The organism is Ruminococcus sp. 1001136sp1_2201st1_G3_2201SCRN_220225, from assembly GCF_040924365.1.
In the GTDB taxonomy this organism is placed as follows: Bacteria; Bacillota; Clostridia; order Lachnospirales; family Lachnospiraceae; genus Blautia_A; species Blautia_A faecis.
This window is the reverse complement of sequence record NZ_JBCOME010000088.1, coordinates 1-11,926: the sequence shown is the minus strand read 5'-3', so window position 1 is coordinate 11,926 and position 11,926 is coordinate 1. Positions and strand designations below refer to the sequence as shown.

Annotated in this window: 15 protein-coding genes and 1 pseudogene; 2 read left to right on the top strand and 14 right to left on the bottom strand. The window is 38.0% G+C overall.

Annotation, left to right across the window (positions count from 1 at the left end; all coding sequences use genetic code 11):
- The first annotated feature begins 307 nt into the window (after positions 1-307).
- Positions 308-1,039, top strand: coding sequence for an XRE family transcriptional regulator (locus AB5642_RS18900; protein ID WP_173770326.1), 732 nt, complete (start codon positions 308-310; stop codon positions 1,037-1,039).
- A 106-nt stretch (positions 1,040-1,145) separates the two neighbouring features.
- Here the strand turns inward: AB5642_RS18900 and AB5642_RS18895 are convergent, their stop codons facing one another.
- The 8 genes from AB5642_RS18895 to AB5642_RS18860 all read right to left on the bottom strand — a co-directional run bounded on the left by AB5642_RS18895 (position 1,146) and on the right by AB5642_RS18860 (position 6,291).
- Positions 1,146-1,481, bottom strand: coding sequence for a pyridoxamine 5'-phosphate oxidase family protein (locus AB5642_RS18895; protein ID WP_173717508.1), 336 nt, complete (start codon positions 1,479-1,481; stop codon positions 1,146-1,148).
- 397 nt (positions 1,482-1,878) lie between these two features.
- Positions 1,879-2,058, bottom strand: a complete 180-nt coding sequence (locus AB5642_RS18890; RefSeq protein ID WP_055263562.1) for a transposon-encoded TnpW family protein — start codon at positions 2,056-2,058, stop codon at positions 1,879-1,881.
- Between the two features lie 224 nt (positions 2,059-2,282).
- Positions 2,283-3,614 (bottom strand): virulence-associated E family protein, encoded by a 1,332-nt coding sequence (locus AB5642_RS18885; RefSeq protein WP_173719612.1) that lies wholly within the window; start codon positions 3,612-3,614, stop codon positions 2,283-2,285.
- Entirely contained in the window at positions 3,532-4,170 is a 639-nt protein-coding gene (locus AB5642_RS18880) for a CHC2 zinc finger domain-containing protein (RefSeq protein WP_173719611.1), read from the bottom strand. The genes AB5642_RS18885 and AB5642_RS18880 overlap by 83 nt, the downstream gene beginning before the upstream one ends.
- A 61-nt stretch (positions 4,171-4,231) precedes the next feature.
- Complete coding sequence (locus AB5642_RS18875) at positions 4,232-4,519, bottom strand: hypothetical protein (RefSeq protein ID WP_226815906.1); 288 nt, start codon at positions 4,517-4,519, stop codon at positions 4,232-4,234.
- Positions 4,491-4,769, bottom strand: coding sequence for a hypothetical protein (locus AB5642_RS18870; RefSeq protein WP_173717504.1), 279 nt, complete (start codon positions 4,767-4,769; stop codon positions 4,491-4,493). Before AB5642_RS18870 ends, AB5642_RS18875 begins: the two co-directional genes overlap by 29 nt.
- Before the next feature lie 87 nt (positions 4,770-4,856).
- Positions 4,857-5,450, bottom strand: a complete 594-nt coding sequence (locus tag AB5642_RS18865) for a TetR/AcrR family transcriptional regulator (protein ID WP_173717503.1) — start codon at positions 5,448-5,450, stop codon at positions 4,857-4,859.
- 91 nt (positions 5,451-5,541) lie between these two features.
- Positions 5,542-6,291: a zinc ribbon domain-containing protein gene (locus AB5642_RS18860; protein WP_272105123.1), complete on the bottom strand. Its 750-nt coding sequence runs from the start codon at positions 6,289-6,291 to the stop codon at positions 5,542-5,544.
- 672 nt (positions 6,292-6,963) lie between these two features.
- Here AB5642_RS18860 and AB5642_RS18855 point away from each other — a divergent pair.
- A complete protein-coding gene (locus AB5642_RS18855) occupies positions 6,964-7,494 on the top strand; it encodes a CdaR family transcriptional regulator (protein WP_173719610.1) in 531 nt (176 codons plus the stop codon).
- A 44-nt stretch (positions 7,495-7,538) separates the two neighbouring features.
- Here AB5642_RS18855 and AB5642_RS18850 read toward each other — a convergent pair whose 3' ends face one another.
- From AB5642_RS18850 to AB5642_RS18825, 6 genes and pseudogenes are all read right to left on the bottom strand, one after another.
- Positions 7,539-7,859, bottom strand: a complete 321-nt coding sequence (locus AB5642_RS18850) for a nucleotide pyrophosphohydrolase (protein WP_148463785.1) — start codon at positions 7,857-7,859, stop codon at positions 7,539-7,541.
- 14 nt (positions 7,860-7,873) lie between these two features.
- A complete protein-coding gene (locus AB5642_RS18845) occupies positions 7,874-9,628 on the bottom strand; it encodes a DUF2075 domain-containing protein (protein ID WP_148463784.1) in 1,755 nt (584 codons plus the stop codon).
- Positions 9,629-9,653: 25 nt separating this feature from the next.
- A complete protein-coding gene (locus tag AB5642_RS18840; protein ID WP_148463783.1) occupies positions 9,654-10,085 on the bottom strand; it encodes a flavodoxin family protein in 432 nt (143 codons plus the stop codon).
- Positions 10,086-10,124: 39 nt separating this feature from the next.
- Positions 10,125-10,817 carry a Crp/Fnr family transcriptional regulator gene (locus tag AB5642_RS18835; protein ID WP_173717498.1) on the bottom strand — a complete coding sequence of 231 codons (693 nt, stop codon included), beginning with the start codon at positions 10,815-10,817 and terminating at the stop codon, positions 10,125-10,127.
- Between the two features lie 227 nt (positions 10,818-11,044).
- A pseudogene (locus AB5642_RS18830) lies at positions 11,045-11,269 on the bottom strand (ATP-binding cassette domain-containing protein); the annotation flags it as partial.
- Positions 11,270-11,518: 249 nt separating this feature from the next.
- On the bottom strand, positions 11,519-11,926 hold a 408-nt coding region (locus AB5642_RS18825), incomplete at its 5' end, for a class I SAM-dependent methyltransferase (protein ID WP_368371843.1).

Genomic DNA, 11,926 nt, shown 5'->3' with positions numbered 1-11,926 from the left:
ACTCAACTGACGGAACAGCAGGTCTTACACCTTACGGTAAGACAATAAATGTAGTGACTTTCAAGTCACACAAAACAGTTCATATCACTATGCAGGATCACACGCTCACTCAAACTTTTCACCCCCCAGCTGTTTCCTTCAACATGATGTCTTATCAATTTTTGTATGCTTAGTATATATCGACATGCCGGAGATAGTCAAGTGACATCTTGGTTGTATTTTCTCCATTTTGGAGATTATTGTTGATTTTATTTCTAACATACGGTATAATGCATATAGAAAATTCAAATGGAAATGAGGCGAACAAATGCGTGATTTCGGGGAAATATTAGCAGAAAATAGAAAAAAGAAAGGATACTCTCAATCAGATCTGGTAGACCTGCTTTCTCAAGAAGGTATTCAGGTCACTACAAAAGCAATCTCCAAATGGGAGACCAATGCACGAGAACCAGCTTTACATGTTTTCCTGACACTTTGCCAGTTACTTGATATCGAAGATATATATGAATCCTTCTTTGGAGAAAATCCATATAACATTATGAGTGGATTGAATGAAGAAGGCAGAAATAAATTGATTGAATTTGCTGATATTTTGAAAGCTTCTAAAAAGTTTTCTCCACTGTCTGCAAAGATTATCCCATTCTATCATCCGGTAGAAATTACCTGGGAACCAGTTTCTGCTGGTACTGGAAATTACCTGGAAGATTCTGTAAAAGAAACCTATGACGTAGGACATCTTGCTCCTGAGCAGACGGACTTTGGCGTACGGATCTCCGGTGACAGTATGGAGCCACTTTATCATACAGGCGATGTTGCATGGATTCAGAAAAAAGATTCTCTTGCTAATGGTGAAATTGGAATCTTCTATCTCAACGGCAATACTTACATCAAGGAATTACACGATGAGCCAGATGGTGTTTATCTGATCTCTTTAAATCAAAAATATCGTCCTATCCAGGTTTTGGAATCTGACTCTTTTAAGATTTTTGGAAAAGTAATCGGGAAATGCAAAGGTGCAGAAATTCCGGGATTCCATTAAATTTCAACAGCAGGTTCATGATCCTGCTGATAACAATAAACAAAGGAAGTGATTGAATGGCAATCAATAATACACTAAAAGATATTCGTGAAGAACGGAATCTCATTCAAGCAGATTTGGCTGAAGCCATAGGTTCCTGCAGCCAGACTATCTTCTGTAATGAAGGATATGCATCAAGCATAGACTGTCTTGCTTCTACTCTGTCATCCTCAATCAGTTCACCAGCAACACGAAGCCACTCACCATTCTTAAAAGCACAGATTTCTGCCTTTGAATTTGCGTGTAACTGCTTTGATACCTCTTTGACTTTACCTGTCTGTATGTAAAGTTTTCCTTCAAAAATATGTGCTGTTCCAAAAGGTCTTACTCTTGGCTGATCGCCTTCTACTGTTTCTAAATAATATGTTCCTGCTTCTTTTAAAAATTTACAAACTCGTTCCATTGCTTAATCCTCCATTTTCCGAATAATTATTATCAAAAATTATGATTTTTCTCTGATCCATTACCTTGTCTTACGCATTAGCCAATATTATCTTCCCATAAATCGTATTCACATTTCCTTCTGCATCAGTATAAACAAGATATGCCCGGGCATACCAGGTTTCTCCTTCCTGTGCATTTTCCTTACTTAACGTATATCAATATGAGTTTCCATTCCATGCATTACCTAATACATATTTTGCTGTTGAATCATTAAATTCATCACCACTTGTACCGATATTTTTATCGTCCGTCGCAATCATACCTGCCTTATCGATGGTACAACCCTTAGGAAGCGTTTTGTCAATACAGAGAATGATAATTCATTAAAAAATGAGTTGTTTTTGTGGTGTACAGCCTTAGAAATTGCCTGCTGTCACTTCCTGACAGATTAAATTCTTCATTCTGTCCTCTATTGTTACCTTTTTTGCTTTGTTGAAGAACACCCCGACAAGGTAGGTAGTGTTTCCTATTCTCGCCTTGAAATTGCCACCATCAATATAATTTGCTTTATTTTCCGCTGTTTTCTCTTCCTGCATTCGTACCTCTCCTTTCCAAGATTCCCCCTACAAGGGACAGGTAACAAAAAAGGTAACATGACCGAAAAGACCTCTCAAATCACCCTACCTGTATCTGCTACCTGTGTTTTATTTATTTTTCTATTTTCTTGTTACTTTTGTTACCTACAAGAGAAAACCCAGTAAAATCAATACTTTCACTGGGTAACAGAACCAGTAACCAAAAGGTAACATCATCAATTCTGTTACTTGAATGGTATCTCTAATTCCAGTTGCTTCGGTACTGCCATAAAACCATCGCTGTCCGCTTTGTCGGGGATTCCCTGAGAGAAACCGGCACGAACCCAGCCACGCTGTTTGCCATAGACACCGAAATGCATGGCACCATCACTCATAATCCAGTCTGTTACCGAATTATTCATAATGTCGCAAATCTGTTTCAATTCAATTCTCTTTGGCTCATAAGCCCTGTGAAGAGCTTCTTTCCAAAGCATTTTGGAACAAACCCTGTCCCCCTTGAAATTATCAAGAAACGCAAGTATCATTCCTGCATCTGCATCTTCCGGCATGAACTGCTTCTGATAATCTTTCAGATACTCGGCTGATTCCCTGCTTAGCATAAGCCTGAACTCTCCTGACCTGTATATCTCCATAGCTTCCGCCCACACCTGCTCGATATACTTTCTTGAAAGCTCTTCATTTTTAAGAATATGGCACTCAGCCCTGTCTGGATAAACCATGACCGGCATAAATCGTCTATTGCCTGTTCTGTCGAGAGGAAGCGTGTCCATAGCGTTGGAAGTGCCACCAAACACGCACTGTCTCGGTCTGTCCTTTGGCTGTGTCTCATAAGGAACCTTGTAAATGTCGCTCTGTCTGCTGATGAATGACTTTATATCCTCAATGCTCCTTGCACTGGCTGTTGCTATCATTTCTGACAGTTCTATGATTAAATGCCCCTGCATCTTCCGGAACACATTTTCATCATCAAGTTTCTTCAAATCATCCGTAAACCATGAATCATTCATGGCTAGGAATCTGAAAAACGTTGACTTTCCGGCTCCCTGACCACCCACCAGAATCAGCATATATTCAAACTTCGTTCCAGGTCGGTATACCCTTGAAATTGCCCCTAACAGAAGGTCTTTCATTGCTTCATAGACATAATTGTTCTGATCGGCTCCAAGGAAGTGATGAAGCACATCTTTGATACGTTCTTTCCCATCCCAGACCAGAGAACCTAGTTTTTCACGAATCGGATGATACTTATTTTCCATAGCAACCACATTGATAGCCGATTTTATCTTCTTTTCCGTTGTAAGGCTGTAATGTTCTTCAAGATACAACATGATATGGTCTATATCAGAATCTGTAAGTGCCGTACTCTCACGATACCACCCTAACCCCTTAACAATGTCGTTTCTGTCAGTCATCATGTTATAACGAATGGCTCCCTTGAACTTCGGGTCGTTCTCAAAGACTGTAACCACATTTCTAATGCACTGCTTCACAGCTCCTTTGTCTGTTGTGATTAACTGTTCCCTGATTCCTGCGATATTCCCTGACTCTTCTCTCAATATCTTCCACCCCCTTTCCTAAATCGTGTATCACTGCTTCCTTTTCATCTTCCGTACCCCACAGCAGGGTATCAAGCTGAAACTCAACCTTTTCCCGATTCTGCACAGCTTCCACATATCTTTCATCAATCTTTTCCATGCTTTCCGGTCTGAAATTCCGCTCCCATTCTTTCAGCAGATGAAGATAGTCGGACAGCACCCGATATGTCTTTGTTTTCGTTTCTTCAAGAATCTGCATTGGAGATTTCTCTCTTCTTACCGGCTTGGGCGGTGATCGCACCGAACTGTCATAGATAATCCCAAACTCGTCAGCTATCTGCATGGCTGTTTCTCTTGGTGACCGGTTATAATATTTAGCGACAAAATCAATCGCATCTCCATTTTCCCCACAACCAAAACAAAAATATTTTTTATCTGTCGGTTTTACTTTCATGCTCGCCGTTTTGTCCTGATGAAACGGACATCTGCACATGTTATTTCGATTGAAAACAATGCCTGCTCTCTCCATGACTTCCCTTGCGGTCACTCTTTCCTTTACTTCATCAAATACTCCCATACAATCCTTTCCGGACAATAAAAAAGCATCTGTATTTCCACTAATGGATTACAAATGCTTCCTAAAGTTCCATATTCTTTTTTCTGATATGCACATCTTGTTTTTTCTCATATTCCATAACCTGCTTCTGTTTCTCTTTCAGTTTTGCCTGAATGGAAACCCTTGCCTGTTCCTTAATCTGTTCCTTTGCCTTAACCTTATTTTTCGGCTCATTCAGGGCAGAGATGATATTTCCCAAAAGTGCCTGTGATGCTTTTTCTAGTTTGGCAACAATCGCATTTACGACCTTGGAAGCCACCGACTTTGATTTATCACTGAGTTTATCTTTCTTTCCGCCATTTACCATCATATCTTAGCTGTGTGACTGTCTGTCCCATGCCGATGCCACAGATTGCACGCACTTTATACAATTTTGCTGCCTCGTTATACCCTTTGATTCCTCCTGCCATAATCCAGCCGAGATAAATGATTTCACTGCCGGCAGGCACCTTGTTTTTGGCCTTCTGCAAACTATGCACAGGAAGATTCAATTCTTTTCCCAGTAATTGTGCATACTCCGCTGTGCTTCCGGTATTTGATGTATATATGATCGCTTTCATTCTTATCTGACCTCCCATAATATAAACGACGCAGTGCAAAATTGTAATATTACAATCTGCTCTGCGTCTTAGCGTCTGGCTCTTATTTTACTGTTTCATTTCTTCTACAATTTTGTCCATCATATGTTCAAACTGACATTTTGCTTTCGTCTTATCTGTTGCTCCATCATACATGCTATAATAGAAAAACATATTTGCATAAAATTTAATTGCATTCTCTTCTGGATTTTTTATTTTCATATTTTTGAACAGATCATTCACGTATTCTGCCGGTCCGGATACCAGATATTGCTGATATAAATTCTGCATCTCTTCACTGCGAAACTGCTCTATTGTCAGCATCTTCCGAAACGATGATGCAAAATCATCCTCTGTCCAGTATTCATACATAGATTTGCTGTATTCCACAAAATCATACAATGATACGTTCTGGTATTCTTCCGGTGTCTTTTCAATACTCTCTTCTGGCACTTCATTCTCTCTGGCCTGCTCACCGTCCTGCTGCTCCATATGGCGCACAATACAGTCAAAAATATCTCTTTTGCTTTTGTAATGACGATACAATGCACCTTTTGTCATATCAAGCTCTCCTGCTATCTGGCTGACTGAGACAGCCTCATAACCATCTCTGGCAAACAGATGCAGTGCCACAATTAATATTTCCTTTTTCCTATTACCCATGCACACTCCCTCCGAAATAAATAAACGACCGTTTACATTTCAATAATAGTAAACGCTCGTTTATTTGTCAAGACTTTTCTTTTTGCTTATATTATCTCTTTTTATAAATCAGCAGCTCTGGATTTTCACCATCCTTCTCATATGTACATACGAGAATAAAATCCATACCTGCCAGAATACCGAAGCACCTGTCTCCTCCGAATTCAGACTCCAGTTGATTCCCCAGATAGGTTTTCTGATCATCAAGGAATTTCACTTTTTGTCCATTAGGCAGAGTATATTCCAGATTCACATATTTCCCCACAAGTGCATTTAGCTTGTTCACCCTTGGAAGTCCGTCTATATGCAGAGTATTTATTTCGTTTATCAATTGCTTTTTAAACTCTTCATACTGCCCATTGTCGCTAAGTTTATCATACCTTTTCCAGTAATCTAACTTTGGAAGCATTTCTTTCAAATAAGAACGTGCCTGTTCTTCGGTAAAGTTTTCATTTACCATATTCTTTACACACACATCAATCAATTCATCCATGTTATTATATGTGTACGTTCCATCAGCATAGCACCATTTACAATACTCCTCATTTAATGTGCCATCCTTATCACGTCCCAATATGGAATCATCATCAATTGGCATCCCGCAGCACTGGCAGATCAGCTTTCTGGGTTCTCCCAAAAGCGTATTGATTGAAACATCAAATTCTTTAGATAAGAGCTTAAGTGTATCTGTATTTGGGACTGTATCTCCATTTTCCCAACGGGATACTGCTTGTCTCGTCACCATAACTTTATTTGCCAGCTCGTCCTGTGACATTCCTCTTTCTGTTCTAAGTTTAAGAATTATCTTTTTTGTTTACATAGTCGTCACCTCCGTTGTCTTTATCATATCGATAAATCCGCAGTCTGAAAAGCAACCTGCTGTTGCCATAAGCTATCTATATGATTTAGTTATTTCTCTTTGGTCATCAATTTTGCATAGCCTGTGCACTTTGCAAAAATGTTGAATTCTCTTTGCATCCCCTCTATATAATTCAATCATTGCCAAATGTAATTTATTTATCATTTAAGTTTTCCTCCCTCTTACACAATAATGCATCTGTTCAAATTCGTCAAACATTTTTCTTGTAGCAAAAACAGAAGCTTATGTCATACAGGAATAAATTGAACTAATTACTCGCCTTCTGGGTTTGTACACAATTTGTGTGTAGCAAACAAAGTGATTTGACTTTTTTCGTACACAAGAATAAAATAAAAACGTTGATTTTGCATTTTATTGACTGTATTCTGACAGGATGCTATGATTTGTGCCAAAAGAACAAATCGTTATTGTTAACGAGAAGAGAGGAATACAGTATGAAGGGCACAAAATTATTTAAGAATGCAAGGCTAAAAGGTCAAAAAGAGAAGCACCAATGACCAGATAAGAAGCTATGCACAGACTCTAAAAGAATATTTTTCACAATGTAATTATCCTGCAATCGTTTCCTGCTATGGTGACAGGATTATAGGTTTTATGAGGAACTGTGCAGGTGATCGAAAAAAGATCATAGAGATTTTTGAACGGTTTGCTAAGTTTTTGCAAAATGATCCAAATGAAATAGAATATACTTTAAATATAGGTGAAACATGTGAGAACCTATCCAAACTGCAGAAAAGCTTTCATGAAACCTCTAAGACAAACTCCGTATTGGAGCATATTAACAGGAAGAATAAAATCGTATTCTATGATGAGATTGGATTTTACCGCATGCTGATGTCGTATGAAAATACTGCACCAATGCAGCAGTTTGCGAATGAGGTGCTTAGTCCTGTAATGCAGTATGAAAAAAAGGCTCATACGCAATTGATAGAAACAATGTGGGCATATTTCGAGTGTGACTGCAATCTGCAAAGGACAGCTGATAAACTATTTTCACATAAAAACACTGTAAAGTACAGGTTACATAGAGTAGAACAGCTTACAGGAAAGAATTTTACAAACAGATATCAGAGTCAGGAGCTATACAACGCACTCATGATATATTATTTTCTTGAGAAAGGGTGAACAGCTAAACGATCAGGCTATTCACCCTTGTTTTATCTTTGATGTTACAGTTCCGTATATTTTGCAGCACTACCTTTTGCTTTTTCTACCGGATATTTTGCCTCATTCTGATCCATCTTCATATTTACGATCTCATCTGCATCCAGTCCCAACTTATCCAACAGATTTTGAGAATATATAAGTACATCTGCCAATTCTTCCTTCACATGTTGAAGATTGAAATTATCATCACACCACTGAAAGCACTCAAGAAGCTCTGCTGCTTCAATAACAATTGATTTTGCAAGATTTGCCGGTCCATGAAACTGATCCCAGTCTCTATCTTCTGAAAATTTTCTAATTCTATCTATTGTTTCTTTATTCAATTCCTCATACCTCTCTATTCTACGGCAGCTAATAATGCTTTTCGCAATTCTTCATCACAAGCATAAATAAACAATCCATTGACTCCTCTTGTCATAAGGACTCTTACTTCATGCCGGAGCAACTCTTCACCAAATTTCTTCTTTGTCCCATCTGACAAGGTACGTTTTCTGACAGCTTTTGTATTACAACTCGAATCTGGATCAAAGACAATTCTTCCATCCTTATATTTTACAGATGGACCTAGAATTACACCTGCATAATTCAGATCAAAACCTTGAATTGTAAATGTAGATCCTACCTCTCCGATTGTCTGTTTCTGCTCTGCCCACGCTAGTTTCTTATTATAACGTTTTTGTTTTGGAGACAATTCAGATTCCAGTTCTCTATTCCATGGCTTATGCCATCCATTGATAAGAACTTCCCAGTATTTACTCAGACGTTCAGTTGGATCGGTTTTGGCATTATATTCCCAGTCATATGTTGCAATCAAACGAGATAACGACGATTCCTCTTTGTCTGCTAATTTACATATTTCTTCATCCAGTTTTTCTGGCGAAGAAAAGATTCGAATACTATAGTCAATAGTAGGTTTCGGCAAGGGAAGTATCTCTTTTCTCTTTGTAAATCCATCTATCCAGTTTAACATTTCTTTCCCTGCATGCATTCTTAACTGGTTTTTAAGCACAATATAATTCTTATTCTTCTTGGCTTCTTCTCTGTATTTGTCAAGTATTTGTGACTCCCAAAATTGCTCCGTTGTTAGAATCTGATTCTCATCAAACATAACAACTGTTACCCTGGCGCGTTCAATTATATCCTGCAACTGATTATCACCACGATATGACTGTTTACCCTGTGTCCAAAGCAAATGAGCCTCATCAACAAAAGCTATATCTACTGGATTATTCGGAGAATGTGTATTTATAAATCGTGTTGGTTTAGAAACCACTTCTCCATATTTATCTGTTAAACCTAATTTTTCAGCGATCTGCTCATATACCGTAATTTGTTCATCATGATTAATGATCAGATTACATCTCAGATCATCCAAACCATTTTCCTCTGCCAGACAACATATTTCATAAAATGTGCTGCTGTTTAATACTGTTTTTCCAGTTCCTGCTTCGCCTTCTACAAAGATTAATTGACCTGCAGCACCTATGGATAAAGCCATTTTCACACGTTCAATTATTTTATCTCTTGCCTGTAACTGTTCCTTTGTTAACTTATGTAATGGCGACGCTTTAAAGATTGCAGAATCATGTATCATGCTTTCAGTTGGAAAAAGATCTTTATTATCTTTCCGAAGGCCTCTCCAGATTTTTGAAAAAATCCTGTCCAATTCCTCCATAGGATAATAATGATTCTGTGGATTTCCTCGAAGATTATGAACTTTTCTTACCTTAGGTACACTGAGCATATAATGCATCAAACGATTTTCAACATCTAATGTCATAGACTTATTAAAATGTTCATGACCGATAATATACAAGGCCGCAGATTTTCCTATTATTCTGTTTTGCCAGGAATTTGCATTATAAAGTCCGGTCTCATAATGCTGTCTTGTACGTTGAATCACATTATTTGATTCTCCTATGTACACCTCATACTCATCAGATTCTTTCCAATTATGGATATATACAGTTGGATACGATGTTATTATTTCCTGTACGTTTTCATCCGAACAAGAGCATAAATCCTCTTCAAATATTTTTAATGACTCAGGTGTATCATCTATTTTACGAATGATTGGTTTTGCAACCTCCATTTTACTGCTCCTCTTCTTTACGTGTTTATAAGTCTTTTACAAATTCCACTGCATATTGGATATCTTTATCATCTGGATGTCCTTTTGCAATACCTCCGACCAGTTTGAACGGACCAAATGTATCGTATCCTTTGCATCCAAATTTACCCTCTACGCTGGCATGTTTTTTGTTCAAAATCTGCTCTATGGATTTATAATTCGCACTTCCACCATAAGTACAGATCAAGAAGACCTTTTTGTCATCTGGTAAATTCTTTTCAGCAAATTTCAACATCGACTGATGAAACTTTGAAAAATAGATTCCTGATGCAAACCCGATCATATCATAACTGCTCAGATCTGCATCTGACTGTTTTACTGCATCAATCAAATCTACCTGACACTCTTCTGCTATGCTTTTTACTATTTTTTCTGTATTTCCATGATGCACCGATGCATATACGATTGCTTTTCTCATATCTACCCTTTCTGTCAGTTCAACAATAAAATTATACCATCATTTGTTAGTTTGTAAATCTGTGTCATTACAAGCAATCAACTCAAAATGATTTCGATTTGTTTTTATAAAGCCTTCTTTTTGTAACTTTGATATCTCCGTAGACATTGCTGCACGATCAATACAAAGATAATCTGCCAACTGCTGCCGATCAAAGGGAATATCAAAAGATAACGACGAATGTCTGATGGATTCTGCCGACAGATATGACAATAGTTTATCCCTTGTTGTTCGTTTGCCGACATGTGTAATCTTATCGTTTAGGATCAGTATCTTATTTGCCAGAACACTGACCAGGTTACGGATCAACTTCTGATGATGCTCACATGCAGTTGGACAAGTGACCAGCAACCTCTGGACATTTAGAAAAATAATCTCACAATCCTCATCAGCTACCACACTGATATTCAAAACAGCCCCCGGTCTTGCTGCATATGGTTCTCCAAAAAAATCTCCGGCATGACATTTCGACAGAATATTCCGATGTCCCCAGAGGTCTTCCTGAATAACAAGAACACAGCCTGACGCCGCAAGCCCCATTAACTCGGTAGAATCTCCTGCTCTGAAAATATATGAATCCCGTTCTTTTGAAATTACTGTTGCATTTACACAATGCAATATGGATAATATCTCGTTATCATTAAGACCTTTAAAAAATGGGCTACTTCTTAGAATAGGTAAATATTTTTCCAAAATCGTTCCTCCTGTTTGAAATCAAACATACAAGTTGTATTTATCATACTATACTTTTAGCAGAAACAAAAGGTAAATACTATAAACGGAGGATTAAAAAATGTTTTGTTTTCAATGTGAACAGACAGAGGGAAAAGGAATCAACATCTATACTCATGGTGAAATTGATGAGAAGAAAGATTTCACACCGGTTATTGAAAAAGCACTGGAACTGGAAGAAATCGGTGGTCTGCCTGTTCAATCGTCACTAGTCTGTGTGCGATGGTTACTATGGTTTTTTCTTTTGTAAGTTCCGATATAGCTGCCTGGATCAGATGTTCATTTTCCGGGTCTACACTGGCTGTTGCTTCATCCAGTATAATAATTGGTGCATCTTTTAGAATCGCTCTTGCGATGGAAATGCGCTGTTTTTCTCCACCGGACAGCCGTTTTCCTGCTTCCACTGGTGGTATTTCTTTGCGTTAGTTTTATCTAACCTTTTCTATTATCTTAACATGAGAATCGAGCATTATCCAGACCTGAACGGACGGCAATAATCCATTTAGACAAAAATAAAGTTCCAGACTTATTATCTGAAACTTTATTATAAATCCAGCATCATTGCATTACTTCACACAACGGAAATATACCATAGAACCGTCAACATGGATATCCGTTTCTTTATATAGTTTTTGAAGGATATCTCTCAGCTCTTTCTCCGTCTAAAACGGTGGAGAAAACCACCCTTTCTTTGCAAGAATATTTTTTACCAGCCAATCTGTCCGTTTCGATTTTCCCCTGATATAAAAACAGGCAATGAAATTGCCACCTGGTTTCAAAACACGCCATATTTCATGAAATGCTTTTTGCTTGTCAGGAAATGCATGAAAACCATTCATACTAACAACGGTATCAACAGATTCATTCTCCATTTGCAGATTCCCCACATCACCCTGAATACATTTGATATGTGCATGACTGCCAAGTCTTTTTCTGGCTTGATCAAGCATATCTATGCTGTAATCAAGGCAAGTAATATGTGCATTTTTCAGCGAACTCCATTTGTTTTCCGTAAATACAGCAGTTCCAACCGGAACATCAAGAAGATTTCCTGAAAAGTCATCAGGAAC